General features: G+C 68.8%; 25 protein-coding genes and 1 pseudogene. 7 read left to right on the top strand and 19 right to left on the bottom strand.

The window, feature by feature from the left end; all coding sequences use genetic code 11:
* Nucleotides 1–123: 123 nt before the first annotated feature.
* The 8 genes from rodA to JOF29_RS36400 form a co-directional block, all read right to left on the bottom strand.
* The gene (gene rodA, locus JOF29_RS36435; protein ID WP_209698888.1) at nt 124–1,290 is read right to left on the bottom strand and encodes a rod shape-determining protein RodA; all 1,167 of its coding nucleotides are present in this window, start codon (nt 1,288–1,290) and stop codon (nt 124–126) included.
* 10 nt (nt 1,291–1,300) lie between these two features.
* On the bottom strand, nt 1,301–3,352 hold the full coding sequence (gene mrdA, locus JOF29_RS36430) for a penicillin-binding protein 2 (RefSeq protein ID WP_209698887.1): 2,052 nt from the start codon (nt 3,350–3,352) through the stop codon (nt 1,301–1,303).
* 22 nt (nt 3,353–3,374) lie between these two features.
* Nucleotides 3,375–3,911: a rod shape-determining protein MreD gene (gene mreD / locus JOF29_RS36425; RefSeq protein ID WP_209698886.1), complete on the bottom strand. Its 537-nt coding sequence runs from the start codon at nt 3,909–3,911 to the stop codon at nt 3,375–3,377.
* A gap of 3 nt (nt 3,912–3,914) precedes the next feature.
* Nucleotides 3,915–4,904 carry a rod shape-determining protein MreC gene (gene mreC / locus JOF29_RS36420; RefSeq protein ID WP_209698885.1) on the bottom strand — a complete coding sequence of 330 codons (990 nt, stop codon included), beginning with the start codon at nt 4,902–4,904 and terminating at the stop codon, nt 3,915–3,917.
* Between the two features lie 12 nt (nt 4,905–4,916).
* Nucleotides 4,917–5,945, bottom strand: a complete 1,029-nt coding sequence (locus JOF29_RS36415) for a rod shape-determining protein (protein WP_425557283.1) — start codon at nt 5,943–5,945, stop codon at nt 4,917–4,919.
* Between the two features lie 176 nt (nt 5,946–6,121).
* Nucleotides 6,122–6,532: a nucleoside-diphosphate kinase gene (gene ndk, locus JOF29_RS36410; protein WP_209698884.1), complete on the bottom strand. Its 411-nt coding sequence runs from the start codon at nt 6,530–6,532 to the stop codon at nt 6,122–6,124.
* A gap of 3 nt (nt 6,533–6,535) precedes the next feature.
* Complete coding sequence (locus JOF29_RS36405; protein ID WP_209698883.1) at nt 6,536–6,898, bottom strand: DUF4233 domain-containing protein; 363 nt, start codon at nt 6,896–6,898, stop codon at nt 6,536–6,538.
* Entirely contained in the window at nt 6,895–8,253 is a 1,359-nt protein-coding gene (locus tag JOF29_RS36400; RefSeq protein WP_209698882.1) for a bifunctional folylpolyglutamate synthase/dihydrofolate synthase, read from the bottom strand. The genes JOF29_RS36405 and JOF29_RS36400 overlap by 4 nt, the downstream gene beginning before the upstream one ends.
* Nucleotides 8,254–8,327: 74 nt before the next feature.
* Here JOF29_RS36400 and valS point away from each other — a divergent pair, with 74 nt between their 5' ends.
* Together valS and JOF29_RS36390 are read left to right on the top strand one after the other, a co-directional pair.
* Nucleotides 8,328–10,868, top strand: coding sequence for a valine--tRNA ligase (gene valS, locus JOF29_RS36395; RefSeq protein ID WP_209698881.1), 2,541 nt, complete (start codon nt 8,328–8,330; stop codon nt 10,866–10,868).
* Nucleotides 10,869–11,113: 245 nt separating this feature from the next.
* Entirely contained in the window at nt 11,114–11,830 is a 717-nt protein-coding gene (locus JOF29_RS36390; RefSeq protein ID WP_245359815.1) for a hypothetical protein, read from the top strand.
* Between the two features lies 1 nt (nt 11,831).
* Here the strand turns inward: JOF29_RS36390 and JOF29_RS36385 are convergent, their stop codons facing one another.
* Both JOF29_RS36385 and JOF29_RS36380 read right to left on the bottom strand, forming a co-directional pair.
* Nucleotides 11,832–12,758, bottom strand: coding sequence for an AEC family transporter (locus JOF29_RS36385; RefSeq protein ID WP_209698880.1), 927 nt, complete (start codon nt 12,756–12,758; stop codon nt 11,832–11,834).
* 69 nt (nt 12,759–12,827) lie between these two features.
* Nucleotides 12,828–13,274 carry a MarR family winged helix-turn-helix transcriptional regulator gene (locus tag JOF29_RS36380; protein WP_209698879.1) on the bottom strand — a complete coding sequence of 149 codons (447 nt, stop codon included), beginning with the start codon at nt 13,272–13,274 and terminating at the stop codon, nt 12,828–12,830.
* 71 nt (nt 13,275–13,345) lie between these two features.
* On the opposite strand from JOF29_RS36380, the gene JOF29_RS36375 reads away from it, so the two are divergent.
* Genes JOF29_RS36375 through JOF29_RS36365 form a run of 3 tightly spaced genes read left to right on the top strand, consistent with a single transcriptional unit; the run spans nt 13,346 to nt 14,800 of the window.
* A complete protein-coding gene (locus tag JOF29_RS36375) occupies nt 13,346–13,756 on the top strand; it encodes a PPOX class F420-dependent oxidoreductase (protein ID WP_209698878.1) in 411 nt (136 codons plus the stop codon).
* Complete coding sequence (locus tag JOF29_RS36370; RefSeq protein ID WP_209698877.1) at nt 13,753–14,211, top strand: nitroreductase/quinone reductase family protein; 459 nt, start codon at nt 13,753–13,755, stop codon at nt 14,209–14,211. Before JOF29_RS36375 ends, JOF29_RS36370 begins: the two co-directional genes overlap by 4 nt.
* Nucleotides 14,212–14,263: 52 nt before the next feature.
* Complete coding sequence (locus JOF29_RS36365; RefSeq protein WP_209698876.1) at nt 14,264–14,800, top strand: YbhB/YbcL family Raf kinase inhibitor-like protein; 537 nt, start codon at nt 14,264–14,266, stop codon at nt 14,798–14,800.
* Here JOF29_RS36365 and JOF29_RS36360 read toward each other — a convergent pair.
* The 5 genes and pseudogenes from JOF29_RS36360 to JOF29_RS36345 form a co-directional block, all read right to left on the bottom strand.
* Nucleotides 14,794–15,306: a COG4315 family predicted lipoprotein gene (locus tag JOF29_RS36360; protein WP_209698875.1), complete on the bottom strand. Its 513-nt coding sequence runs from the start codon at nt 15,304–15,306 to the stop codon at nt 14,794–14,796. The genes JOF29_RS36365 and JOF29_RS36360 overlap by 7 nt on opposite strands.
* A 46-nt stretch (nt 15,307–15,352) precedes the next feature.
* Entirely contained in the window at nt 15,353–16,417 is a 1,065-nt protein-coding gene (locus tag JOF29_RS36355) for a hypothetical protein (RefSeq protein WP_245359813.1), read from the bottom strand.
* 2 nt (nt 16,418–16,419) lie between these two features.
* Entirely contained in the window at nt 16,420–16,983 is a 564-nt protein-coding gene (locus tag JOF29_RS44970) for an alkaline phosphatase D family protein (protein WP_307863868.1), read from the bottom strand.
* A 68-nt stretch (nt 16,984–17,051) separates the two neighbouring features.
* Nucleotides 17,052–17,966, bottom strand: a pseudogene (locus tag JOF29_RS44965) (alkaline phosphatase D family protein); the annotation flags it as partial.
* A gap of 126 nt (nt 17,967–18,092) precedes the next feature.
* Nucleotides 18,093–18,995 (bottom strand): AraC family transcriptional regulator, encoded by a 903-nt coding sequence (locus JOF29_RS36345; RefSeq protein WP_209698874.1) that lies wholly within the window; start codon nt 18,993–18,995, stop codon nt 18,093–18,095.
* 121 nt (nt 18,996–19,116) lie between these two features.
* Between JOF29_RS36345 and JOF29_RS36340 the strand changes: the two genes are divergently transcribed.
* Complete coding sequence (locus JOF29_RS36340) at nt 19,117–19,968, top strand: SDR family oxidoreductase (protein ID WP_209698873.1); 852 nt, start codon at nt 19,117–19,119, stop codon at nt 19,966–19,968.
* Nucleotides 19,969–20,049: 81 nt separating this feature from the next.
* Here JOF29_RS36340 and JOF29_RS36335 read toward each other — a convergent pair whose 3' ends face one another.
* From JOF29_RS36335 to JOF29_RS36320, 4 genes are read right to left on the bottom strand one after another with little or no spacing between them, the layout of a single operon-like run.
* Nucleotides 20,050–20,835, bottom strand: coding sequence for a fumarylacetoacetate hydrolase family protein (locus JOF29_RS36335; RefSeq protein ID WP_307863867.1), 786 nt, complete (start codon nt 20,833–20,835; stop codon nt 20,050–20,052).
* A complete protein-coding gene (locus JOF29_RS36330) occupies nt 20,832–22,328 on the bottom strand; it encodes a hypothetical protein (RefSeq protein ID WP_209698871.1) in 1,497 nt (498 codons plus the stop codon). Before JOF29_RS36330 ends, JOF29_RS36335 begins: the two co-directional genes overlap by 4 nt.
* Nucleotides 22,329–22,351: 23 nt before the next feature.
* Complete coding sequence (locus JOF29_RS36325) at nt 22,352–23,164, bottom strand: carbohydrate ABC transporter permease (protein ID WP_209698870.1); 813 nt, start codon at nt 23,162–23,164, stop codon at nt 22,352–22,354.
* On the bottom strand, nt 23,164–24,045 hold the full coding sequence (locus JOF29_RS36320) for a carbohydrate ABC transporter permease (RefSeq protein ID WP_209698869.1): 882 nt from the start codon (nt 24,043–24,045) through the stop codon (nt 23,164–23,166). Before JOF29_RS36320 ends, JOF29_RS36325 begins: the two co-directional genes overlap by 1 nt.
* A 178-nt stretch (nt 24,046–24,223) precedes the next feature.
* On the opposite strand from JOF29_RS36320, the gene JOF29_RS36315 reads away from it, so the two are divergent.
* Nucleotides 24,224–25,525 carry an ABC transporter substrate-binding protein gene (locus JOF29_RS36315; RefSeq protein ID WP_209698868.1) on the top strand — a complete coding sequence of 434 codons (1,302 nt, stop codon included), beginning with the start codon at nt 24,224–24,226 and terminating at the stop codon, nt 25,523–25,525.
* The last annotated feature ends 1 nt before the right edge of the window (nt 25,526 follow it).

Here is a 25,526-nt window from a genome sequence, read left to right as displayed (position 1 = left end):
GGGAAGGCCGGGAGCAACAGCCCCACGACCTGCCGCGACGGAGTCGCGGCATTCAATAGAGTCATGGGCCTTCCGAGGCTCTGGGCGGGGGCCGAGCAGGCAGCAGCGTACCTGACCGGGCAGTCAGTGCTGGTGCGACCTCAAGTGGATGTTCTGCAACAGGCCGACGGCCAGCAGACAGGCGAACATCGACGACCCGCCGTACGACACGAACGGCAGCGGCAGGCCGGTGACCGGCATGATGCCGAGCGTCATCCCGATGTTCTCGAACGCCTGGAACGCGAACCAGCAGACGATCCCGGTCGCCACCAGCCGGCCGAACGCGTCCCGCGCGTTCACCGCGATCCGCAGCGCGCGGAACAGGATGATCGCGAACAGCACGATGATCGCCCCGGCCCCGATCAGCCCGAGCTCCTCCCCCGCGACCGTGAACACGAAGTCGGTGTGCTGCTCGGGGACGAAGGCGTTCTGCGTCTGGCCGCCGTGGAACAGGCCCTGCCCGAACACGCCGCCGTTGCCGATCGCGATCCGCGCCTGGTTCACGTTGTACCCGATGCCCTGCGGATCCGAGGACGGGTTCATGAACGCGGTGAACCGATCGATCTGGTACCGCTTCAGGATGTGCGTGCTGATCGCGATCGCCGCGACCACGACACCCGCGGTGAGCAGCCCGAGCATCCAGCGTTTCGGGACCCCGGACACCGCGATGATCCCGAACACGATGGACCCGAGCACCATCACCGTGCCGAGGTCCGGCTGCAGCATCACCAGCACCACCGGGACCGCGGCGACCGCGACGGCCTGCGCGATGTCGAGCGTCCGGGCGTCCTCGTTGCGGTCGGTCTCGCTCTTCTCCGCGATCAGCAGCGCCATCCCGACGATCACCGCCAGCTTGGCGAACTCGCTCGGCTGGACCGACATGGACGGCAGCTGGATCCAGGACCGCGAGCCGTTGATGGTCGCACCGATCCCCGGCACCAGCACCAGGATCAGGCCGACGATCGAGCCGGCGTACAGCACCGGGGCGAGGATCCGGACCCGGCGGTGATCGGTGATCGCGGCGCCGACCGCGAGCACCAGGCCGATCGCGAAGTTGATCGCGTGCCGGATCAGGTACGCGTGCGGGTTGCCGCCGGTCAGCGAGGTCTTGTTGTGCGTCGCGGACCAGACCAGCAGCGCACCCAGGAACGACAGCGCGACCACGCCGAACACGAGGACCCAGTCGACCTGCCACACGGTCGACCGCCGGTCCATCCGCGGGCGGGTCCGGATCGGGCTCAGGAGTGCCATGTCCGCCCTCTCAATGCTTCGGTTGCTTCCCGGGCGGCGGGGCGGGCGTGATGTTGTACAGCGTCTCGTAGATCTTGCGGACCGCGTCACCACCGGCGCCCGAACCGGTACCGGCCTGGCTGATCATCATCACCACTGCGTACCGATCGGTGTACGACGCCAGCCAGGACGTGGTCTGCTTGCCGTAGACCTCAGCCGTACCGGTCTTGGCGCGGACCGGGATCTTGGCCAGCGGGAAACCCTGGAACTTCCACGCCGCCGTACCGGTCAGGGTGGTCTGCTTGAGCGCGTTGTCGATGTACTTCAGGTTGCCCGCCGAGACCGGGAGCTTGGTCTTCACGACCGGCTTGATCTCGTGCGCCTTGCCGTTGGCGCCGATCCAGGACTGCACCACGCGCGGCTCGTACAGCGTGCCGCCGTTCGACAGGGCGGCGTACACGGTCGCCAGCTGCAGCGGGGTGACCGTGGTGTCGCCCTGGCCGATCGCGAAGTTCACCGCGTCACCGGCGCGGTACTTGTACCCGTCGACGCAGAACTCGCGGGAGAACTGCTTCAGGAACGCCGACGTCCCGGCCGGCGGGTTGGCCGAGATCTTGCAGTAGTAGTCCTTCATCGAGTCGTAGTACGTCTTCTTCCACTTCCGGTCCGCGATCCGGCCGCTCACCTCGCCGGGCAGGTCGACGCCGGTCGGCGTACCGAGACCGAACTTCTGCGCCATCTCGACCAGCGGGTCGTGGGTGCTGATGTCGCTGGAGTTGCCGCCCTCGCGGAGCCAGAGCGCGTACGCGACCCGGTAGAAGAACGTGTCGCAGGACAGGGCCAGCGCCCGGTCGAACCCGATCATCCCGTACGACGCGGACTCGTAGTTCTTGAACTTGCGGTTGCCGACCTCGAAGTACGGCGAGCAGTCGAGGCGGGTCTTCGCGCTGTACCCGGCGCCCAGCGCGGCCGAGGTGGTGATCGGCTTGAACGTCGACCCCGGCGCCAGCTGGGCCTGCAGCGCGCGGGACACCAGCGGCGTCCCGGACTTCGCCGAGTACAGCGTGTCCAGCTCCCGCTGGCTGATCCCGCCGACCCACACGCCCGGGTCGTACGTCGGGTAGCTGGCCATCGCGACCACCCGGCCGGTCTTGGTGTCCAGCACCACCGCGGCGCCGGAGTCCGCGACGTACTTCTTGTGGGTGACCGGGTCGGTCTGCTTCCGCGCGGTCATGATCGCGCTCGTCAACTGGGTCTCGACCGCCGCCTGGATCCGGGAGTCGATCGTGCTGACCAGCGTCGCGCCCGGGACCGGGGCGGTCTGCTTCTGGGTGCCGGTGGTGTACCCGACCGCGTCGACGATCACGTCCTTCTCACCGGGCGTGCCGCGCAGGAGCTTGTCGTACGAGCGCTCGATGCCGGCCCGGCCGACCAGGTCCGAGCGGTGCGGGACCGAGTCCTGCCCGGCCTTGTCCATCGCATCGAGCTCTTCGGTCGTGATCGGCGACAGGTACCCGAGGATGTGAGCCGCGTTCACCTTGAACGGCCCCGGGTACGCCCGCAGGGTCTGCGAGTCGGCGGAGATCCCGGGGAAGTCCTCGCGGCGCTCCATCACGTCGATCGCGACCTGCTCGCTGACGTCCTTCGCGACCGGGATCGGCTGGTACGGCGTACCGTTCCAGCAGGCGGGCGGTTTGGACGCGCCGGGCTCACCGCACAGCATCGTGCGTGCCTTGAGGTCCTTCGGCTGCTGGCCGAGCACCTTCGCGAGGCGGGCGATGACGACGTTCTGCTGGGACTCCGGGAGCTTCGCGAGCACCGAGCGGTCGACCGTGATCATCAGCGAGACCCGGTTGCCGACCAGCGTCCGGCCCTGCGAGTCGACGATCGTGCCGCGCGGCGCCGGGATCAGCACCTGCCGGATGTGCTGCTGGTTCGCGGCCTGGGAGTAGTCCGCGCTCGACATCACCTGCATGTACCAGAGCCGGCCGAACAGCGTGCACAGCAAGGAGAAGACCAGCACCCCGATCACCAACAGCCGCAACCTGGCCTTGAGCGGAGCCTCGAACCCGTCCCAGCTCACGACAACAGACCCTTCGCCGGGCTCATGGCGCCACCCGGCGGCGTTCGCGGGCCGGTTTGACGCGGCCCATGATCCACATCACCAGCGGGATCACCACGATCGCGCCGACCACGTCGTACCCCGCGGCGATCCCGAGGCGGACACCGAACTGGCCCCAGTCGACCGACGGGTCGTGCAGCAGCGAGCCGGTCGCGCTGTAGAGGAAGAACGAGATCGCCGTACCGAGAACCACCGTCAGCGCGACGCCCAGCGGACCGACCGGCCCGGACGAGGCGCGCTCCCGGCGGATCAGGCCGGCCACGTACCCGGCGACCGCCATCGACAGCGCCCAGCGGCCGGCCGTGTGGTCGGCGGGCGGCACGACGTCCATCAGCAGACCGCCGGCGAACCCGGCGATCGCGCCCCACTCCGCACCGCGGGACAGCGCGAGCGCGATCACCACGATCAGCGTCAGGTCACAGGTCACGCCCGCGACCGCGATGTGCGTCAGCACGGACGTCTGCAGGGTCACGGCGATCATCAGGAACAGGGCCGCCAACCCGATGCGCAGCGCGATCACAGGTCAGTTCCCCCTTCCTTGATTGACACTGCCGGTGAGTTGCTGGCGCGGCGGCCGGGCGGGTGGCCCGGTCACCACGCCGACGGTGTCGATCTTGGTCGGATCGACGGACGGCTTGATGGTGGCGGTGGTTCCGAGAGCGCCCGCGTTCGGCGTCACCGAGGTGACGACGCCGATCGGGACACCCGGCACGTACGGCGCGTTGCCGGTGGAGCCCCAGGTGACGATCCGGTCGCCGGCCTTCGGCCGTGCCTTCGGGTCGACCAGCTTGTAGTCGAGGGTGCCGGCCACGTCGCCGCGTCCGGAGACGAATCCGAGCGCGAGCGTCGAGTTCAGCCGGCCGCCGACGGTCGAGTTGCGGTCGCCGATCAGCAGCACGGTCGCGGTCCCCTGGGTGGTTCGCACCACCCGGCCGACCAGACCGGTGCCGTTCAGCACGGTCATGTCGGTGCGCACGCCGTCGGCCGTGCCGGCGTCGATCGTGACCGTGTGGCTGAACGTCTGCGCACTACCGATCCCGATCACCCTGGCCGGGGTCATCGTGTACGCCGGTGCGATCTTGAGCAGCTGGTCCAGCTCCTGCGCCCGGCTGCGGGCGTAGTCGGAGGTGTCCAGCTGCCGGGTCAGATCCTCGTTGGCCTTCTTAAGTTTTTCGTTCTCGGCCTTCAACCTATCCATTTCCGCGAAGCGCTCGCGGAGGTTGTCCACAGGCTGCCGGGCCGAGGTCGCGGTCGACTCCAGCGGGCCGAAGACGGCGGCCGCGGCCTCGCGCACCGGCTCGAGCGGCGAACCGGCCGAGCGCCGGGCGTCCAGCACGATCAGCGTGAAACAGGCCAGGATCACCAGCGCCAGCACGGACCGGCGGCGGCGTACCTCGCGCGGCGTACCGGCCGAGCGCAGCGGCGTCTCGCCCGCCGACCGGAACGCGCCCCGGGCCGAGGTGCCGCTCCGGGCCGACGTACTGCGGGACGGGCTACCGAGGTCTTTGAGCATTCCGTGGGTACCTCAGCGCCGCTTGTCGGTGACCAGGATGCGGTTGAGGGTCTCGATGTTGTCCACGCACTTGCCGGCGCCGAGCACGACGGCGTCCAGCGGGTTCTCCGCGACGTGGATCGGGATCCCGGTCTCGTGCCGGAGCCGCTCGTCCATGCCCTTCAGCAGCGCACCGCCGCCGGTCAGCACGATGCCCCGGTCGACGATGTCGCCGGCCAGCTCCGGTGGCGTCTTGTCCAGCGTCGCCTTGACCGCGTCGACGATCGCGGTGATCGGCTCCTCGATCGCCTGCCGCATGTCCGCCGAGGACACTTTCACGGTGCGCGGCAGGCCGGAGACCATGTCCCGGCCACGGATCTCGCTGTCCGGGCCGTCGGTGGTCGGGAACGCCGACCCGATGGTCATCTTGATCTGCTCCGAGGTGGCCTCGCCGAGCAGCAGCGAGAACTCCTTCTTGCAGTAGTTCACGATCGCCTTGTCGATGGCGTCGCCGGCCACCCGGATCGACTGGCTGGTGACGATGCCGCCGAACGAGATGACCGCGACCTCGGTGGTCCCGCCGCCGATGTCGACGACCATGTTGCCGGTGGCGTCGCGGACCTCGAGGTTCGAGCCGAGCGCCGCGGCCATCGGCTCCTCGATGATGTACACCTTGCGGGCGCCGGCCATGTACCCCGCGTCCCGGACCGCGCGCTGCTCGACCGCGGTGATCCCGGACGGCACGCAGACCACGATCCGCGGCTTGGCGAAGTACCGCCGGCGGTGGACGCGCTGGATGAAGTACCTGAGCATCTGCTCGGCGGCGTCGAAGTCGGCGATCACGCCGTCCTTCAACGGCCGGATCGCGGTGATGTTGCCGGGTGTCCGGCCGATCATCTTCTTCGCCTCGTGCCCGAACGCGACCGCTTCCTGCGGATCGTCCGTCCGGGTCGCGACCACCGACGGCTCGTTCAGCACGACGCCCCGGCCGCGCACGTACACCAGGGTGTTCGCCGTCCCGAGATCGACCGCCATGTCGCGGCCGAGCATGCTGTTCGCCACCGCGGCACCTCCCACTCGACCTCACGTCAGGCTAAGCGCCGCCCGCGCACAGCCCGTGGACCGACACGACCCGTCCGCCCAGAACAGATCGTATCTGTTCAACCACCAGCAGTCCGCAACGGCCTGCGGCTACGGCAGTACCGCAGCCTTCTCCAGGCCGGGCGGGACCACCGGGGTCAGGGCAGGTCGGGGAACCAGATTTTGATTTCGCGGGAGGCGGACTCGTCGGAGTCGGAGCCGTGGACGAGGTTCTCGCGGTTGGAGAGGGAGAGGTCGCCGCGGATGGTGCCGGGGGCGGCCTTGCGGCCGTCGGTGGCGCCGTTCAGGGCCCGGACGACCTCGATCGCCTCGTCGCCCTCCAGGACCAGGGCGACCATCGGGCCGCTGGTGACGAAGTCCCGCAGCGGCGGGTAGAAGGCCTTGTCGACGTGCTCGGCGTAGTGCTGGTCGGCCATCTCGCCGTCGATCGTGCGCAGGTCCATGGCGACGATCGTGAGGCCCTTCGCCTCGAACCGGCCCAGCACCTCGCCCACCAGGCCGCGGCGGACCGTGTCGGGCTTCAGCAGGACCAGCGTGCGCTGCGACATCTGTCAACTCTCTCTCGAAGTAGTCGGGGCGGCTGAGCTTAACGTCTCGTGGGCCTTCTTGGCCGACTCGATCCGGCGGCCGAGGACGATCGCGGCCACCCAGAAGGCGGCGAAGGCGGCGCCGAGGACGAACATCACCGGTACGACGAAGCCGAGGCCGACGGCGCCGACCTGGACCAGCGAACCGAGGACGTACCCGGCCTGGAACCGGAGCAGACCGGCCGCGAGCAGCGCCAGTACGAACAGGCCGAGGCAGGTCGGGATCGCCACCGCGGGACGGATGTCCGCGATCGAGATCATCACCGGCGTGACCAGCGCGAGTACGACGGACTCGAACGCGAGCACGATCGAGGCGAGCGACCTCACTTCTCGTCCTTCTGCCTGCGGACCAGCAGCGAGCGCGCCTCGCCCGCGGTGATGACCGAGCCGGTGATCAGTACGCCGCCGCTGCCCAGGGCGACCGCGCCTTCCTCGGCCAGCCGGATCGCGTCGTCGATCGCGTCGATCAGGTGTGGGCGGACCAGTACCCGCTCCTCGCCGAATACCTCGGCGGCCAGGTCCCCCAGCTCCTCGGCGGGCATCGAGCGCTCGACGAAGCTGTTCCGGGTGCAGACGACCGTTTCCATGATCGGCTCGTACGCCTCGAGGAGGCCGTACACGTCCTTGTCCTTCATACAGCCGAGTACGCCGATCAGCGGCTGGAACTGGAACGCCTCAGACACCGCGGCCGCGGTCGCCTCCGCGCCGTGCGGGTTGTGCGCGGCGTCCACGACGATGGTCGGGCTCTGCCGGACGACCTCCAGCCGGCCAGGGCTGGTGACCTGCTCGAAGCCGGCCTGCAGAAGCTCGGTGGTGACCCGGCCCTCGGTCTCGGGACTGGCGCCGAGCAGCGCTTCGACGGCCGCGACCGCGACGGCGGCGTTGTGCGCCTGGTACTCACCGTGCAGCGGAACGAACAGTTCGTCGTACTCCGCGCCGAGGCCCTTGATCGACACCATCTGGCCGCCGACCGCGAGCGTCCGGCTGACCACCCCGAACTCGATGCCCTCGCGCGCCACCTGCGCGCCCATCTCGGCGGCCTTGCGGAGCAGCACCTCGAAGACCTCGAGGCTCTGCTGGGCCATCACCGTCGTACCGCCCGGCTTGATGATGCCGGACTTCTCGCCGGCGATCGTGACCGGATCCGCGCCGAGCAGGTGCGCGTGGTCGACCGCGACCGGGGTGATCACCGAGACCGTGCCGTCGGCGACGTTGGTGGCGTCCCAACTGCCGCCGAGGCCGACCTCGATCACCGCGACGTCGACGGGCGCGTCGGCGAAGATCGCGAACGCCATCCCGACCATCGCCTCGAAGAACGTCAGCGGGTGCTCCTGCTCGGCGTCGACGACGTCGAGGTACGGCGCGATCTCCTCGTACGCCTCGACGAAACGCTGCTCGCTGACCGGCTCGCCGTCCAGCGTGATCCGCTCCCGGACCGACTCCAGGTGCGGGCTGGTGAACCGGCCGGTCCGCAGGCCGGACGCGCGCAGCAGGGTGTCGATCATCCGCGCCGTCGACGTCTTGCCGTTGGTTCCCGTCAGATGCACCACCGGGTAAGCCTTCTGCGGGTCGCCGAGCAGCTCGACGAGCCGCCGGACGCGCTCCAGGGTGGGCTCGATCTTGTGCTCCGGCCAGCGCTGCTGGAGCCGCGCCGACACTTCGGCGAAGGAGAGGTCGCTCATCAGAAGGCCCAGTCTAGGAGGGGGGTGTGGATAACCGGTCGGAGCACCCCTTGACAACCACTAACATTGTGCGCATGAGCCAGACGTCCCGCGTTCCAGACAAGCCCACACTCGATGGCCTCGAGGAGAAGTGGGCTGCTGTATGGAAGGAGCAGCAGACCTACGCCTTCGACCGCACCGCCGAGCGCGCCGATGTGTATTCCATCGACACGCCGCCGCCGACGGTCTCCGGGTCGCTGCACGTCGGGCACATCTTCAGCTACACCCACACCGACCTGGTCGCGCGGTACCAGCGGATGCGTGGCAAGCAGGTCTTCTACCCGATCGGCTGGGACGACAACGGCCTGCCGACCGAGCGCCGGGTGCAGAACTACTACGGCGTCAAGTGCGATCCCACGCTGCCCTACGACCCGGACTTCACGCCGCCGGCCAAGCCGGACCCGAAGAAGCAGATCCCGATCTCCCGGCAGAACTTCGTCGACCTCTGCGGTGAGCTCACGCACATCGACGAGCAGGCGTTCGAGGCGATGTGGCGGCAGGTCGGCCTGAGCGTCGACTGGACGTACCTCTACACCACGATCTCCGAGGACTCCCGGCGTACGTCGCAGCGCGCGTTCCTGCGCAACTTCGCCCGCGGCGAGGCCTACCTGTCCGAGGCGCCGACGGTCTGGGACGTCACGTTCCAGACCGCGGTCGCGCAGGCCGAGATGGAGGCCCGGCCGTATCCGGGCGCGTACCACCGGCTCGCGTTCCACGGCGCGGACGGGCCGGTGTACATCGAGACCACCCGCCCGGAGCTGATCCCGGCCTGCGTCGCGCTGATCGCACACCCGGACGACGACCGGTACAAGCACCTGTTCGGTACGACGGTGAAGTCGCCGCTGTTCGGTGTCGAGGTCCCGGTCCTCGCGCACCCGGCCGCCGAGATGGACAAGGGCGCCGGGACCGCGATGTGCTGCACGTTCGGCGACCAGACCGACATCCAGTGGTGGCGCGAGCTGCAACTCCCGGTCCGTACGGTGATCGGCCGCGACGGCCGGCTGCTGCGTGACACCCCGGCGTGGCTGGAGGGCTCGGAGCTGTACACCGAACTCGCCGGGAAGACGGTCTTCAGCGCGCGCGAGCTGGTCGTCCAGAAGCTCCGCGAGAGCGGCGAGCTGGACGGCGAGCCGAAGAAGACCGAGCGGATGGCGAACTTCTACGAGAACGGCGACAAGCCGCTCGAGATCGTCTCCACGCGGCAGTGGTACATCACCAACGGCGGCCGGAACGCCGACCTCAAGCAGGAGTTCGTCGAGCGCGGCAACGAGCTCGCCTGGGTCCCGGAGCACATGCGGCACCGCTACCTGAACTGGGTCGAGGGCCTGAACGGCGACTGGCTGATCTCCCGCCAGCGGTACTTCGGCGTCCCGTTCCCGGTCTGGTACCCGCTGGACGCCGACGGCGAGGTCGACTACGACCACCCGCTGCTGCCGTCCGAGGCCGAGCTGCCGATCGACCCGACCTCGCAGGCGCCTCGCGGGTACGACGAGTCCCAGCGCGGCAAGCCGGGCGGGTTCGAGGCCGACCCGGACGTGATGGACACCTGGGCGACGTCCTCGCTGACGCCGCAGATCGTCTGCGGGTGGGAGCGCGACGACGACCTGTTCCGCCGTACCTTCCCGATGGACCTGAACACGCACGCGCACGAGATCATCCGCACCTGGCTGTTCTCCCGCGTCGTCCGCGCGCACTTCGAGAACGGCACGCTCCCGTGGGCGCGGTCGCTGATCTCCGGGTTCGTCGTCGACCCGGACCGCAAGAAGATGTCGAAGTCCAAGGGCAACGCGATCGTCCCGTCCGAGATCCTGGAGAAGTTCGGGTCGGACGCGGTCCGCTGGCGCGCGGCGATGGCGCGGCCGGGGCTGGACTCGCCGTTCGACGAGTCGCAGATGAAGGTCGGGCGGCGGCTCGCGATCAAGGTGCTGAACGCGTCGAAGTTTGTCCTCGGGTTCGGGGCGACGACGGTCGACACGTCCGCGGTCACCGAGCCGGTCGACCTGGCGATGCTGCAGCGGCTGCGGTCGGTCGTCACGGACGCGACGGCGGCCTTCGAGCGGTACGACTACACCGGGGCGCTGGAGATCGCCGAGCGGTTCTTCTGGACCTTCTGCGACGACTACGTCGAGCTGGTCAAGGAGCGCGCGTACGGCGGTCAGGGTGAGGCCGCGGCGGCGTCGGCGAAGGCCGCGCTCGCGGTGGCGTTGTCGGTCCAGCTCCGGCTGCTGGCGCCGTACCTGCCGTTCGCGACCGAGGAGGTCTGGTCGTGGTGGCAGGAGGGTTCGATCCACCTGTCGTCGTGGCCGACGGTGGAGGACGACCTGACGGTGGCCGAGCAGGAGGCCGAGGTCCTGGACGCGGTGTCCGAGGTGCTCGCCGGGATCCGCGGCGCGAAGTCCGAGGCGCAGGTGTCGATGAAGACCGAGGTCTCGAAGGTCGAGGTCACCGGACCCGCCGCGCGGCTGTCACTCGCCGAGCGAGCCGAGCCGGACCTGCGCGCCGCCGGCCGCATCACCGGCGAGATCGTCTGGAACGCCGACGAGTCCGACGCGGTCAAGGTCGTCGCGACCCTCTGAGCACCGGCCCCAGGTGCCCGCCTCCTGCTTCGGGAGGCGGGCACCTGTGCGTTCGGCCAGGGGGTGTCTGATGGGTCCGCGCCGTAGCGAGAAGGTGCCGTGCCGGGTGCCCCGCAGTAGGCGGGGACCCAGCGGACTCCCCAACCCTGTGAGACCGGCTTGTCCTGATGTGGAACGATCGGGACGAAGCACTACGACCCGACGCCGTAGCACCCCGTGACCGCACGTCCGAGGAGCCACTCTCGATGACCGACCCGACCACCCCGGCGGATCCCAAGGCCGAGGCTGCCGACACCAAGGCGGACACCACCGAACTCCCCGCCGTCCCGGCAACCGAACCCACCCCCGGCAACGACGCCGGCGCGGCTGACGCCGCAGGCGGGGCTGCTGCGGGCGGGGCGGGGGCGGTTGCGGGGAAGAAGCGGAAGGGGTTGCGGCGGGTTCGGTTGAGTGGGGCCTGGTTGACGGTTGGTGGGGCGGTGGTTCTGCTTGTCGTACTGGCGTTGCTCGGCTACGTCTGGGGGCTTGGACCGCTGAACCGGCTGAACACCAACCGCGGCATCAACCCGCCCGCGAAGCTCGCCGGGCTGGACCGGATCACCGACAAGGACATCCGCGACCAGCTGCAGCTCGACCAGACCCGGCAGGCGCTCAGCCGGATCAACAACGGCAAGCAGGCGACCGTCGAGGCGTACGGCACGATCGACGGCAGCCGGATGTACGTGATCATCGCGCTCCGCGGCAAGGTCGACATCAGCAAGACCGTCGCCGACTCCGGCGCCACCCCCGACAAGATCAAGAAGGTCGGCAACAGCACCTGCGTCGAGGCCAGCGGCAACCTCCCCACCCAGTGCTACCGAGGCTCCAACACCCTCACCGTCATCGCCCAGTCCGCGAACGAAGGCGTCCCCGTGGACCAGGTGGCCCCCGTAGCCGAAGAAGCCTTCAAAGCCATGCGCTGAGTCAGGTCAAGAGGCCGGCTATCAGGATCATGACGGGGATGGAGAGGAGGGTGCTGAGGAGTACTGCGCTGCGGGCGAGGGTGCGGCTGGCTCGGTAGTGGACGGCGTAGACGTAGACGTTTTGGGCGGTGGGTAGGGCCGCCAGGAGTGTGGGGGCGAGTAGGGCGGGGCCGTGGAGGTCGAGGAGCCAGTGGGCGACGGTGAAGGCGACCACGGGTTGGGCGACGGTTTTCAGGGCGACGGCCAGGATCACGTCACGGCGGAAGGTGATCGAGTCCTTGGTGCCGGCGCTAAGGCTCAGGCCGTAGGCGATCAGAGCGACCGGTACGGCGGCCGCGGCGAGCAGGTCGATCGGGCGCATCACCAGCTCGGGCAAGTGGACGCCGAGCAGGGACACGAGGAGCCCGAGCAGGGACGCGACCGTGAGCGGATTACGGAGCGGCCGCGTCACGACTGCCTTCAGCGACACCCGCCGGCCGCTCCCCTGGCGGTCGCCGTCCAGTACGGCGAACGCGATCGGGGCCATCACCAGCACCTGGAACAGGACGATCGGTGCCACCAGCGCGCCGTCACCGAGGACGTACGCCGCGACCGGTACGCCGAGGTTGCCCGCGTTCACGTACGACGAGGCGAGCACCCCGATGGTGGCCTGGGACCGAGTCCGCCGCCACAGCACCACCGCGATCAGCAGGAACACCGCCTGCACCACGAACAGGCTGATCAGGTTGGTGACCAGTACCACCGAGAAGATCGACCGCAGGTCGGCGCGCGCGACGGTGGTGAACAGCAGCGCGGGCGTCGCCACGAAGAACGCCAGCCGGGACAGCACCAGCTCGTCCTGCGAGCGCAGTACGCCGAAGAGGCCCACGACGTACCCGAGCGCGGCCACTGCGACCAGCGCCGCGAAGGCGCCGATGACGGCCGACATCTCAGGAACTCAACGGGTTGGGCACGCCCTCGATCGTAGGGGTAAACGCTCTCCCCGCAGCCCGGGAGCTCACTCGGCGGACGGTGACGTGCGGCACCTCAGGATGATACCTTCGACCGTACTGCGGAACTGCTCGCGGTCGCCGGACGGGATCGAGTCCGTCAGCCGACCGAGCGCCTCGCCCATGTCGGAGTGGAACGCGGACGCCGCCTGCCGCCCGGCCTCGGTGAGCGTCACCCGGACCGCGCGCCGGTCCCCCGGTACGGCGGAACGCACCGCGAGCCCACGCTTCTCGATCCGGTCCATCAAACCGGTCAGCGCGGCCTTCTCGACGCCGAACAGCTGCGCCAGCTCCGCCATCCCGCGCGGTCCGCCGATCAGCACGCACAGCAGCTTGGCCTGCACCGGCGTCAGCTCGTGCCGCTCCGAGGCGGTCGTGTAGATCCCCTGAACGAGCGTCATCAGCTGGATCAGCCCGGTACCGGTGTCCAGCTGCTCCGCCCACGTCTCGCCCACGGCACTACGGTACATGGCATGTATGGTTAATCTCGCATACAGTACATGGCATTAACCACCGTGGAGGACCGATGTCATTCAGCGACGAGGAACTCGAGTACCTGCGCTCCCAGCGGATCGCCCGGATCGCGACGGTCGGCCCCGACGGCCAGCCGGACGCCGTACCGGTCGGGTTCGAGTACGACGGCACGCACCTGTTCATCGGCGGCCTCGACCCTGCGAAGACGCGGAAGTACCGCAACGTGCAGGCCGGCAACACCAAGGTCGCGGTGATCCTCGACGACGTGCCGTCCACGGATCCGTGGGTCCCGCGCTACCTGCGCATCTACGGCACCGCCGAGACCGTCGAGCGGACCGGGCAGTTCGGGGCCGGCAAGTATCTGCGGATCACGCCGACGATCTCCTGGAGCTTCAACCTCGAGGGCAAGCCCTTCGGCCACGGCGACCAGGTCACCACCAAGCGCACAGTGCACACGTCATGAGCTTCGACACCCGCGCCGGCACCCGCGGCTCCCGGCAGCCCAAGGGGCGGCTGGTGCAATGGATGAACAGCCTCGTCTCCCGCCGGATCCGCCGCGGCCGGAACAGCAAGTTCATGGGCTTCGACGCCCTGGTACTGCGGACCGTCGGGCGCCGGTCCGGCGAGGAGCGGTTCACGCCGCTCGGCTGGTTCCCCGCCGCGGACGGCAGCCGCTTGATCGTGGCCGCGGCGGCCGGGGCAACCGGGAACCCTGCCTGGTACTACAACCTCGCCGCGCACCCCGACGACGTACGGATCGACGTCGGCGGCGAGACGGTCGACGTACGCGCCGAGCAGTTGCACGGGGCGGAGCGCGAGGAGGCCTGGCAGCTGATCATCGCGGCGTCACCGCGGTTCGCGGACTACCAGCTGAAGACGGATCGGGAGCTCCCGGTCATCCGGCTGACCACACGCTGACCGTACGCTGATCGGTGCCTGGAGCAACGAGCTGCGGTAGTACGTTGAGGCCATGAGGCGTGTGCTGCTGTGCGCGGTGATGCTGCTCGGTACGGCGGGCTGCAGCGGCGGCGGGCCGAAGGAGCCCGCCACCACCGCGCCGTCGCGGATCACCGTGTCCAGTCCGGCGTTCCACGACGGCGGCTCGATCCCCGCGAAGTACACCTGCGACGGCGCCGGCAACTCGCCGCCGCTCGCCTGGACCGGTACGCCGGACGATGCCAAGGCGCTCGCGATCGTCGTCGACGACCCGGACGCGCCGAGCGGCACGTTCACACACTGGGTCCTCCTGGACGTCGATCCGAAGACCACGTCGCTGGCCGCGGGCGGCACACCACCCGGCGCCGCGCAGGCCGCCAACTCGGCCGGCAAACCGTCGTACTACGGCCCGTGCCCGCCCAGCGGCATGCACCACTACCGCTTCACCGTCTATGCGTTGTCCAAGGCAACCAACCTCCCGGCCGGCACCAAACTCGCCGACGCTCTCAAGTCGATCGACGGCAGCACGATCGCCCGCGGGCAGCTGACGGCTGTCTACAAACGTCAGTAACCGTTGCCGTAGCCGCCACCGGAGGACGACGACGGAGCCGACGACGGTGGCGTCGCGGACGTGGTCGCGGCGTGCCAGGTGAAGCTGGTGCCGGCGAAGTTGTCGGTCACGTTGTTGCCCTTGGCCTGGCCGTTGTTGTCGAGCTTGAAGCTGTACAGCGGCTTGCCCTGGAAGGTCAGCTGGTCCGCGCCGGTGTCGGAGCGTTTCATGGTGCCCAGTCCGCTGACCGACTTGGCGTCGGCGGCGGTCCCGGTCGCGGGCACCCAGATGTCCAGGCAGCCGCTGGTGCACTTGATCATCCCGCCGGCCTCCTGGTCGGCGAAGTACAGCGTCTTCCCGGAGGCGTCGACCAGCGCCTGGCCGACCCCGCTGACGTCCTTGACGGAGACGGCCGCAGCAGCACCCCCGCCGGAGGACGGCGGGGGGCTGCTGTTGCTGCCACCGCAGGCGGTCAGAGTGCCAAGCGCCGCCACTGCTGCACCAATGAACAACGTTGTGGTCTTCATCAGGATCTCCTCTCACCCGCACATACGTGAGATCCCTCAGACCGGTTCACCAACTGTTGTTGGAGATGCCTGTGCCCAGGATGACCTGGTCGTACGTGTTGCCGTCGCTGTCGTCGGTGTATGCGACGGCGACCTCGGCGTACGGCGAGACCGCGACCGCCATCTGCTCCTGCCGGCCCGTGCTCACCGAGCTGAGCTTCTGCGAGGACAGGCGGCCGGTATCGGTCCCATCGGTGCCGAAGCCACGAACCCAGACATCAGGGTCGCTTCCTTGGGTGGTCCAGCCGACGACTGACTGCGCCTGGTCGTCGATGCCGATTGACGGTGCAGTACCGCCGCCTGCGACCTCTGTGTCGACGTAGCGCGCCGTACCGGTTGAGGTGAACGAGCGCGTCCAGACACCTGGAGTACCGGTGTGGTCGGACTCCCAGGCGACTGCGAAGTCGCCGTTGAAGTCAGCGGCTACCGACGCGTGCGTCTGCTGGCCGCCGCCGGAGGCGTTCGCGGAGCGGCGTGAGAGCGTGGCTGCGCCGTTCGTACGAGCCAGCCGGATCAGGCCGATCTGGTAGTAGCCGTTGCCGTCGGCATCGTCGTCCCAGACGACAACTGCGTCGCCCGACGCGGACACGGCCACGTCGGGGTTGTGGTGCTGGCCGGTCGTGGCAGAAGCCGAGATCTCCCAGGCGCGCGTGGTCGGGCCCGTGAAGCCAGCGGCTTTCACGGTGGCCTGTGCGCCGGTCTGGATGTCCTCCCACACGACCGTGAACGCCACACCGGCACCAGCAGGTGCACCGTCCGGGTCTACAGCGACCCGTGGGTTGATCTGCTGACCAGTCGCGCTGCTGTTGGCATTGCCGGACGCTGTGACCGCGCCTGCGGTGTTCACGACGCGGTACGGGATGTTGTAGTACCCGTTGCCGTCAGGGTCGTCCTCCCAGACGACAGCGACGTACCCGTTCCTTTTGGTGGCTACGGAGGCGTTGTCCTGGTCACCGGTGGACACACTGTTCGCGGTTGTCCACGTAGGAGCCGCAATGTGCGCAAAGGCAGCCCCAGTCGTACAGACCAGCCCGGCAACCACAAGCGCAACGGTAGCTACTGTCTTCTTCATGGTCACACCGCCTGCAGGCCGGGGTGGCCGTCTTGGACGACGAACGACTTCACGGTCGCGGCAGCGGCACCGTGCTCGGAAACCTTTGCCACGTTGCGGAAATCGGCCCGTAGCTCGGTCGGGCTGACCGTAGCGCGCACGTACCCGCGGCGGTTGTTGTAGAACTGCAGCCACGGGTTCGTACCCACATCAGGCACCGAGGTCGACCCGTCGCCGTCGCCGCTCGACGTGACCGAGCTGGTGACCAGCTCCGTACCGATCGTCGCGGAGTTCGCGTTGTTGTAGTCGGCCTTCAGATCGCTCGCCCACGCGCGGTGCACGTCCCCTGTCAGTACGACGGGGTTGCGGACGGCCCGGTCCACCCAGCCCTGCTGGATGCGCGCCCGCGACGCCCGGTACCCGTCCCACGAGTCCATGCTCGCCCCGGTCGAGTTGAACCGGCGGGCGAAGAACACCTGCTGGCCGATGATGTCCCACGTGCCCAGGTGCTGCCCCAGTCCGTCGAGCAGCCAGCTCTCCTGGGCGTTACCGGGCAGACTGCGTGACGCAGGTCCGCGTCCGAACACACCTTCCAGCCGTCACCACAGGCCTGGTCGTTGCGGTACTGGCGCGTGTCGAGCATGTGGAACGTCGCCAGGCTCCCCCAGCGCAGCCGCCGGTACAGCTGGATACTGTTGCCGCTGTTGACCTGAGCAGGCCGCAGCGGCATGTTCTCGTAGTACGCCTGGTACGCCGCCGAGCGCCGCGCGGTCCACTGCGCCGCCGTCAGCGCAGGCGTGTTGTTCTCGCGCACCGTCCCCGCGTAGTTGTTCTCCACCTCGTGGTCGTCCGGTACGACGATCCACGGCGCGACGGCATGCGCCGCCTGGAGGTCCGGGTCGGTCTTGTACTGCGCGTACCGGCGGCGGTAGTCCGCGAGCGACACGGTCTCGTCGCCGAGGTGCAGCCTGGTCCGGCCGGCCGTCGCGCCGTACTCGTAGATGTAGTCGCCGAGGTGCAGGATGACGCCCGGGTTCTCCTCGGCGATCCGGCGGTACACGGTGAAGTAGCCCTCCTCGTAGTGCGAGCAGGAGGTGAACGCCATCAGCAGGTCGCGGCCGGCGGCGCCGACGGCGGGCGTGGTGCGGGTCCGGCCGACCGGCGAGAGGTGGCCCTGCGCGCGGAACCGGTAGAAGTAGTCGGAGTCCGGGGCGAGACCGCCCACGATCGCGTGCACCGAGTGCGCGGCGGCGTACGGCGCGGTAACGGTCCCCGAGGACACCAGGGTGGCGAACGTGTCGGTCGTCGACACCTGCCAGTCGACGGCGACGTCGGCGTTCGCCATCCCGCCCTGGCCGTCGGCGTTGGTCGGCGACGGCGCCAGGCGGGTCCAGAGCACGACGCTGTTCGCGTCGGGCTCGCCGGACGCGATGCCGAGCTGGAACGGGTACGGGACGGCGGCGGTGGCGGTGGCTGTGATCACGGATGACTGTGCGGCTGCCGGGACGGCGCCGGCACCAGCCGCGGCGAGTCCGCCGAGAACGAGGGTCCTGCGACTGATTGGGCTCATGAGCCTCACCTTCACGGGTACTCAGGGCGGCAGGCCTCCGGATCCCCCGAACCGTGGGTGACCATCCAGGAACCTTGAGTGTGTGCGGTGCTTGCTGCCCATGATTGCGCAGACTCGGTAAAATTCCTACAGCGCGAGGGTGAGCTGCTTGCGGTAGGTGCCCGGGGGTACGCCGAAGTCGCGTTTGAAGGCTTTCGCGAAAGCGAACTCCGAGGTGTACCCGATCGCCTTGGCGACCGTGGCGAGTGGGCGGTCGTGGTCGCGCAGCAGCCGTGCCGCGGTGGTCATCCGCCAGCGGGACAGGTAGGTCAGTGGCGGCTCCCCCACCGCCTCGGTGAACCGGCGCGCGAACGCGGCCCGCGACAACCCGACGTCCGACGCCAGCTCGGCGACCGTCCACGCGGCGCCGGGCCGCTCGTGGATCAGCTCCAGCGCCTGGACGACGGACGGATCCGTCAGCGCCCGCGCCCAGCCGCGGTCCGTCGGGCAGTTGTGGTCCTCCATCCAGGCCCGCAGGATCAGCACCAGCAAGGCGTCCACCAGCGCCGGTACGACGGCCGTCGCGCCGGGCCGCTGCGCGTCGAGCTCCTCACCCAGGATGCTGATTGCCGTATGCAACGACCTGTGCCGCCCCGGATCCGCCGGTACGACGACCACGTCCGGCAGCCGGGTCAGCATCGGGTGCGGGCGCTCGCGATCCAGCCGGTACGTCCCGCACAACAGCAACGCCCGCGCGCCCTGCCCCTGCGGCGGCTCCGCGACGGTCGGGTCGAAAGGAACCACCGCCGAGTCCGGGTGATCGACGAGCGCATGGTCGAGGCCGCGCGGCAGCAGCACCGCGTCACCCGGGCCGAGCGGGATCGGGTGACCGTCCGGCGGCAGCAACCACGCCGAACCCTGCAGGACGAGGTGGAAGGTGGCGCCGGACGAGTGCACGAAGCCCAGGCCCCACGGCCCGCGGACGTCGGTGCGTCCGGAGGTGGCGGGACCTGTCCGCATCGCGTCGACGACGTCTGCAAGTACATCCATACCAGGCATCATACGCGCAGCGATCAAGACGATCGGACATAAACCAGCGCCTGATGGACATAGATCCGCTCGCAGATGCCGTCTACTGTCGGTGACAGACATCAACGAGAAGGAGCAATCGATGAGCATCGTCGTCACCGCAGCAACCGGTCACCTGGGCACCCTCGTCGTCGACGAGCTGCTGCAGCGGGTCCCCGCCGACCAGGTCGTCGCCGTCGCGCGGAACGCCGAGAAGGCCGCCCCGCTCGCCGACCGCGGCGTCGAGGTGCGGATCGCCGACTACAACGACACCGACGCGCTGGCGAAAGCCTTCGGGGCGGGCGACACGGTCCTGCTGATCTCGGGCCTCGAGCCGAACCGGCTCGACCAGCACCGCGCCGTGATCGCCGCGGCGAAGGAGGCCGGGGTCGCACGGATCGCGTACACCAGCGCCCTCGGCGGGCCGAAGGCGGACTTCGACCTGGCCACGGACCACATCGCCACCGAGCAGGCGATCCTCGACTCGGGGCTGCCGTACACGTTCCTCCGCAACGGCTGGTACAACGAGGTCTACACCGACCAGATCCCCGTCCAGTTGGCGAACGGCGTCGTCGGCAGTGCGGGCGACGGCCGGATCGCGTCGGCGGCGCGCCGCGACTATGCGGCGGCCGCAGCCGTCGTACTGACCGGGGAGGGGCACGAGACGAAGGCGTACGAGCTGAACGGCGACACCGACTGGACGTTGACCGAGTACGCCGCGGAGCTGTCGAAGCAGTCCGGGAAAGCCGTTGCCTACAACAACCTTTCGCCCGCGGACCATGCGCAGGTGCTGGTCGGTGCCGGCCTGCCCGAGCCGGTGGCCCAGCTGTTCGTCGGCGTCGACGACGCGATCGAGCGTGGCCTGCTGGCCCGTCGCAGCGGCGACCTCAGCCGACTGATCGGCCGCCCGACCACCCCCGTCGCCGACGCCGTCGCGGCGGCGTTGAAGGCCTAGGCGGTTCTCCATGCAGGCAGAACCCCGGTTTCGACGCTGTTCGAACGCTCAAAACCCGGGTTGTGCCTGCGTGCAGGTCCATCATGGCGCCGCGACCAGCTGGTTGCGCTGCTCCCCCAGTCCGTCGGCCCAGGTCCGGAGTACGTCGCCTGCCCGCAGGTAGCGCGGCGGCTTCTGGCCCGCGCCGACGCCGGCCGGCGTACCGGTGCTGATCACGTCGCCCGGATAGAGCGTCATGAACTGGGAGATGTAGTGCACGAGGTGCGCGACGCCGAAGATCATCTCGGCGGTCGAGCTGTCCTGCAACGGCTCGCCGTTCACGTCCAGCCCGAGCTTGATCGCCTGCGGATCCGGTACCTCGTCGGCGGTCAGGATCCACGGCCCGAGTGGGCAGAACGTCGCGGAGTTCTTACCCTTGTCCCACTGCCCGCCGCGCTCGAGCTGGAAGTGCCGCTCGGACACGTCGTTGACCAGCACGTACCCGGCGACATGGCCGAGCGCTTCCGACGTGGAGTTCAGGTACGCCGCCGTGCGGCCGATCACCACGCCGAGTTCGACCTCCCAGTCCGTCTTCTCACTCCCGCGCGGAATCACGATGTCGTCGTACGCACCGACGACGGTGTCCGGCGCCTTCAGGAACAGGATCGGCTCGGCGGGTGCCTGCTGCCCACCCTCGGCCGCATGGTCGGCGTAGTTGAGGCCTACACACACGATCTTTCCTGGATCGAGAGGTGCTGCGAGCCGCACCTCCGCGAGGTCCAGGGCGGCACCGTCGGGTGACCCGTCCGTCAGCGGTTGCACCCTGCCGTCGTCGTTCAGGACTGCGTCGCGCAGGCCGTCCGGAGTATGGATCCGGAGCAGTCTCACTTGTTCCTCCATCCAGAGTTCTTCGCCCAGTTCAGGTACGCGATGCCCAACGCGTGCGAGCCTTGTACGGGTTGGAGTTGCACCGCGTCGTACACGCGCAACGACTGCTGGTAGATCAGCAGGTCCTGCTCGGCGTACTCGCCCCAGCGGGCGCATTGCACCGCGTTCGCCGGTACGGCGTCCCCGGTCCCGTCGAGGCGGAACCAGACCTCGTTCGCGGACCGGATCAGCTTCTGTGTGAAGGTCTTCGCGAACGCCTGCACGTCCGTCGCCGGCCCGCCGTCGATGCCCGCGTCGTACGCCGCGTGCACGAACTCGGTACTGATCGCCGCGTGGCTCAGGTCCTCGACCTGCGTCGACGCCGGGTACGACGGCGTGTACTCGGAGATGCCCGCGGTCTTGGGGTAACCGGCGTACAACTCGCTGTACGGCGGCCAGTACGTCCACACGTACGCGCCGTCGACCGGTCGTAGAGCGGGCTGATACGACTTCAGCAGCTGCTGAACCCGAGTCCGGTACCGAGGCTGCTTCGTCACGCGGAACAGCTCGACCATCACCTGCCCGAGGGCCTGGCTCTGGTTGTACGGCTGGATCGTCCCGTCGAACGGGATCGGCGCGCCCTTCGGCCACACGTAGTTTCCGGTCCCGTCCCACTCCGGGTCGTGAAAGGCAACGGCTTGGGTCGCCGCGTCCAGGACCTCCCGCGCGAACTTGTGGCGCGATCTGAGCTTCGACGACTGCAGCACCATCCGGGCGTACCGGGCCAGCGGGAACGCGATCATCCCGGTGTGTACGGCGAACACGTAGTACTGCGGCTGGAAGGCGATGCTGCCCGCTGCCGGGGCGGGAGCCGCCGCCGGGGCGTCCCGGAGCTCGACCGCGGTCCAGCGCAGCCCGGCGTTGTACGCGTTGTTCACCGCGGTCACGACGTACGCCGGGGACGTGGGGTCGAGGTCGACGTTCCGCAAGGTCACCACGGCCGTCGTTCCCGGGTTGCGCAGTACGAGAGTAAAGGTGCTGTCGGCAACGTTCGACACCTCGGCCGTCGACTCGGCCGACCGGGTGCCGGCCCAGCGCAGTTGGACCGCGGGCTTGCCGGTGCCGTCGGGCAGTACGCCGTGCCCCGCGGTGTAGTTGCCGGCGGTCCGCCAGACCTTGCCCGAGCGGCCCGCATAGTCCACGACGTGCCGGGCGTGGTCGGTGGTCCGCATCACGTGCCGGGCCCGGTCCTCGAACGTACGCAGGTAGCGCTCGTCCTGGTAGGCCTCGTACATCCGGAGCAGGCTGAGCAGGAAGTAGGACTCACCCCAGGCGTACAGGCCGGCCTCGTTGTGCTGGGGGTCGGAGGCCAGGTATCCGGCCTGCGCGACGTCGAAGGCCGGTGACGAGTCGTAGGCGAGTGGATCGGCGGAAGCGAGCGACGGGAGACCTGCCCAGGCGGCGATACCGCCCGCGGTGGCTCCGAGGACGAAGGTGCGGCGGGTGGGGTGCATGATGCCTCACAAGGGTGAAGGGGTCAGCCTTTGACTGCGCCGCCCATGCTGTTGAGGATGCGTTTCTGCAGCAGGAGGAAGACAACGATGACGGGAACCAGCGAGATCACCGTGCCGGCCGCAAGACCGCGGACGTCGGTACCGGCGACCCCACTGAGGTAGGCGATCCCGAGGGCGATCGGGAACTTGGACTGACTGGTCAGCACGACCAGCGGCCAGATGAAGCTGTTCCACACCGAGACGAATCCGAGGATCGCGAGCACGGCGAGGGTCGGGGCGACGATCGGTACGCAGATCCGACCGAAGATCTGGAACTCGTTCGCGCCGTCGACCCGGGCGGCCTCGACGACCTCGTCCGGGATCTGCGCGAACGCCTGGCGGAGCAGGAAGATCCCGAGCGAGGACAGGATGGCCGGCAGGATCACCGACGCGAACGTGTCGGTCAGCCCGAGCTGGCTCATCACCAGGAACCGCGGGATCAGCATCAGCTCGCCGGGCAGGAACATGATCGACAGGAACAGCATGAAGAACACACCGCGGCCGCGGAACGCGATCCTGGCCAGCGGGTACGCCGTCAGCGCCGACACCACCAGGTACGCCGGGACCGTGATGCCGACGTAGATCACCGAGTTCACCAGGAACCGTGCGTACGGGATCGTCGTCCACGCCTCGCGGAACCAGGTGCCGACCGGCGGCCGCGGAATCAGGTCGGGCGGGAACCCGAACACGTCCTGGCCTGCCGGTTTGGTCGCTGCGCTCAGCAGGATCAGGAACGGTCCGACGAACAACGCCGCCACCGCGACGAGCACGACGTACCACGCAACCCGACGACTCATCAGACATCCCTCCGCCGTGTGACCAGCAGGTTGAACCCGGCGAGGACGATCATGATCGCCCACAGCAGCAGGCCGACAGCGCTCGCGTATCCCATGTCGTAGTCCTGGAAGGCTTTCGACCAGATGTAGTAGCCGAGGGTGAGAGTGGCGTCGAGCGGGCCGCCGCGGGTCAGCACGTACACGGACTCGAACGCCCGCATCGCCTCGAGCATGCTGAGTACGAGCGTCACCGCGAACGTCGGCCGCAGCGCCGGCACGACGACGTACAGCAGCCGCTGCCACGGTCCGGCACCGTCGATCGTCGCGGCCTCGACCTGGTCGGACGGCACCGCCTGGAGCCCGGCCAGGTAGATCATCATGAACAGGCCGGCGTTCTTCCACGCCTCCAGCAGTACGACGGTCGGCAGCGCCCAGTGCCGGTCGAGCAGGAAGTCCGTCGGGCCGGCGCCGAACAGCCCGAGCACCCAGTTGACCACGCCCTCGCGGTTGAAGACGTACCGCCAGGCGACCGCCACCGCCACCATCGACGTGATCACCGGCAGGTAGTAGAGCATCCGGAACGCCTGGATCGCGCGCAGCTTCAGGTTCACCAGCATCGCGAGGAACAGCGGCGCGACCACGGTCAGCGGCAGGAACATCAGCACGAAAAGCAGCGAGTTCCGCAACGCGATCCAGACCCGCGGGTCGTGCACCAGGTGGACGAAGTTGTCCAGGCCGGAGAAGCGCACCGGATGCACGATGTCGTAGTCCGAGAACGCCAGCTGGATCGCGATCACGGCCGGCCAGGCGAACATCGCGGCGTAGAACAGCAGCCCGGGCAGCATGAACACGTACGGCGTGTACCTGTGCTGACCGACCACACGGCCCTTCAGACCCGGCATGCACGCTCCTCATGTCTGAAACCCGGCTTTCAGACCGGAACCGTAGCGCACAACTCTGGACGGCAGGAAGCGCTAACTCCAGAAAACTTCAGGCGTTCCGTTGACTCACGCGATCCAATGGCGAACACTCTGATGTCTGTAAGCCAGGTTTAGGACACTCCATTCTGAGGAGCCAATGATGGCCCGACTCCGACTCGCGCTCGTCGCCACCCTCATGCTCGCGGCGGTCAGCTGTCTGGCCGGCTGTGTGTCCGGCAGCCCGGCCGGCGGCGGCGACCAGAAGCAGTCCGGCGACGCGTACTCCGGTGACGTCGAGTGGTGGACGATCAACCTGCAGAAGAACTACGGGCCGGACATCCAGCAGTGGATCGACGCCTACCAGAAGGACCACCCGAAAGTGCACATCAAGTGGGTGGACGTGCCGGGGCAGGACATCACCACCAAGCTGCTGGCCGCGCTGGCCAGCGGCAAGGTGCCGGATGTCGTCAACTTCACCTCGGCGACCACCGGGCTGTTCGCCTCCTCGATGGCCGACCTGAACTCGCTGTTCAGCAAGGAGGACGCGGCGGCGTACCTGCCGAACCTCTCCGAGCCGTTGGTTGTCGACGGCAAACGGATCGCGATTCCCTGGTACAACGGCGGTACGTCGCTGTCGTTCTACAACAAGGACCTGCTGGCCAAGGCCGGGTTCGATCCGGCGAAGCCGCCGGCGACGTACGACGAGGCGCTCGCGCTGGCCACGAAGTACCACGACGCGACCGGCAAGTCCGCGACCAACTTCATGGCGTACTCGGCCGTGGTGCAGGCCGACGGCGTCAAGCTGCTCTCCGGCGACGGCAAGAAGGCCGCGTTCAACACGCCGGAAACGCTGGCCTTGCTGGAGAAGTTCAAGAAGCCGTTCGACTCGGGCGCGATCGCCCCCGGCAGTCTCGGCGAGAACCGGCGGGACCTGCCGCAGACGCTGGAGAACAAGCTGATCGCGTTCAACCCGGCGGCGGTGTCCAGCTCGCTGCTCAACGTGCAGAAGAACGCGCCCGCGGTCTACTCGTCGATCGTGGTCGGCCCGCCGGTGACAGGTGCCGACGGCAAGTTCTACATGCCCGGCCAGCAGGTGATGGGGATCCCGGCGAAGTCCGGTCACCAGGCGGCCGCGGCGGCGTGGCTCAAGTACGTCGCGGCGCCCGAGCAGCAGCTCGCACTCTGCAAGCTGGTGCCGATCTACCCGTCCTCGGTGAAGGCGCTCGAGGACCCGTTCTTCACCGACGTCACCGGGACGGCGCCGGCCGACCAGGCCCGGAAGATCCTCGTCGACACCTTCAAGCAGAGCGTGGACGCGTCGATGGGTTCCGGAAACGACGAGCAGCTGCGCCAGCTCTTCGACGACCAGGTCCGGGCGTACATGTCCGGGACGAAGACCGCTCAGCAGGCGCTCGACGCCGCCGAGAAGGCCTGGAACGACACGCTGGCGAAGGGAAAGTGAC

This window comes from Kribbella aluminosa, assembly GCF_017876295.1.
Taxonomy (GTDB): Bacteria; Actinomycetota; Actinomycetes; order Propionibacteriales; family Kribbellaceae; genus Kribbella; species Kribbella aluminosa.
The sequence above is the reverse complement of the archived record's forward strand: the minus strand, read 5'-3'. Positions and strand labels throughout refer to the sequence as shown.

Coding starts and splice junctions, on each gene's coding strand:
- rodA (WP_209698888.1), bottom strand. CDS start 1,290: ATGGCACTCCTGAGCCCGATCCGGACCCGCCCGCGGATGGACCGGCGG.
- mreC (WP_209698885.1), bottom strand. CDS start 4,904: ATGCTCAAAGACCTCGGTAGCCCGTCCCGCAGTACGTCGGCCCGGAGC.
- ndk (WP_209698884.1), bottom strand. CDS start 6,532: ATGTCGCAGCGCACGCTGGTCCTGCTGAAGCCCGACACGGTCCGCCGC.
- JOF29_RS36400 (WP_209698882.1), bottom strand. CDS start 8,253: ATGAGCGACCTCTCCTTCGCCGAAGTGTCGGCGCGGCTCCAGCAGCGC.
- valS (WP_209698881.1), top strand. CDS start 8,328: ATGAGCCAGACGTCCCGCGTTCCAGACAAGCCCACACTCGATGGCCTC.
- JOF29_RS36390 (WP_245359815.1), top strand. CDS start 11,114: ATGACCGACCCGACCACCCCGGCGGATCCCAAGGCCGAGGCTGCCGAC.
- JOF29_RS36385 (WP_209698880.1), bottom strand. CDS start 12,758: ATGTCGGCCGTCATCGGCGCCTTCGCGGCGCTGGTCGCAGTGGCCGCG.
- JOF29_RS36375 (WP_209698878.1), top strand. CDS start 13,346: ATGTCATTCAGCGACGAGGAACTCGAGTACCTGCGCTCCCAGCGGATC.
- JOF29_RS36370 (WP_209698877.1), top strand. CDS start 13,753: ATGAGCTTCGACACCCGCGCCGGCACCCGCGGCTCCCGGCAGCCCAAG.
- JOF29_RS36365 (WP_209698876.1), top strand. CDS start 14,264: ATGAGGCGTGTGCTGCTGTGCGCGGTGATGCTGCTCGGTACGGCGGGC.
- JOF29_RS36360 (WP_209698875.1), bottom strand. CDS start 15,306: ATGAAGACCACAACGTTGTTCATTGGTGCAGCAGTGGCGGCGCTTGGC.
- JOF29_RS36355 (WP_245359813.1), bottom strand. CDS start 16,417: ATGAAGAAGACAGTAGCTACCGTTGCGCTTGTGGTTGCCGGGCTGGTC.
- JOF29_RS36345 (WP_209698874.1), bottom strand. CDS start 18,995: ATGGATGTACTTGCAGACGTCGTCGACGCGATGCGGACAGGTCCCGCC.
- JOF29_RS36340 (WP_209698873.1), top strand. CDS start 19,117: ATGAGCATCGTCGTCACCGCAGCAACCGGTCACCTGGGCACCCTCGTC.
- JOF29_RS36330 (WP_209698871.1), bottom strand. CDS start 22,328: ATGCACCCCACCCGCCGCACCTTCGTCCTCGGAGCCACCGCGGGCGGT.
- JOF29_RS36325 (WP_209698870.1), bottom strand. CDS start 23,164: ATGAGTCGTCGGGTTGCGTGGTACGTCGTGCTCGTCGCGGTGGCGGCG.
- JOF29_RS36320 (WP_209698869.1), bottom strand. CDS start 24,045: ATGCCGGGTCTGAAGGGCCGTGTGGTCGGTCAGCACAGGTACACGCCG.
- JOF29_RS36315 (WP_209698868.1), top strand. CDS start 24,224: ATGGCCCGACTCCGACTCGCGCTCGTCGCCACCCTCATGCTCGCGGCG.